Source organism: Pseudomonas sp. ENNP23, from assembly GCF_001728945.1.
GTDB lineage: Bacteria > Pseudomonadota > Gammaproteobacteria > Pseudomonadales > Pseudomonadaceae > Metapseudomonas > Metapseudomonas otitidis.
Genome location: NZ_LYSP01000124.1, coordinates 1 through 511, shown reverse-complemented (window position 1 = coordinate 511; position 511 = coordinate 1). Strand labels below are relative to the sequence as shown.

Below are 511 nucleotides of genomic sequence, written 5' to 3'. Positions count from 1 at the left end.
TGGCCTGCATGGTGATGGCTGACGCAATGGGGGTACCCGGCAGATGGTGATCTTCGCCGGTGCCGATAAAGGCGAGGATCTGCTCGGTGTCCGTGATGGCGACCGCCCCCACGCCGGTCTCCTCCTGAATGATGCGGGCAATCTTGTTGCTCGCCTCCGGGGTAAAGCCCTGACTCATGATCCCCACTGTGCGGTTGGCGATATTGAGCGCCTTGGCGGAGAAGACCCGGGAGAACTTCTCATACATCCGCTGCTGGTCGCGGATCATGCTGATAAAGAGCGCCGCGCCGCAGGAGTTGGCCAGAATCATCGGGGTGGCGATGGTGCGCACCAGCAGCAGGGATTTGTCGAACGGGGTCGCCACCAGCAGGATGATGACCATCTGCATGATCTCGGCGTAGAGGGTGGTAAAGAAGGCGATACGCGGTTCAAACAGGGCATCCGTTCGTCCCGAGCGCATCAGGCGCCAGTGCACTATGCCTCCGAGCAACCCCTCGCAGGTGGTGGAGAT

At 61.3% G+C, this 511-nt stretch carries 1 protein-coding gene; it reads right to left on the bottom strand.

All coding sequences use genetic code 11. The annotated features are described in order from the left end of the window. Positions 1-475 (bottom strand): LytS/YhcK type 5TM receptor domain-containing protein (locus A9G05_RS26315; protein ID WP_305879757.1); only part of this gene is annotated, 475 nt, incomplete at its 3' end. Positions 476-511: the final 36 nt, after the last annotated feature.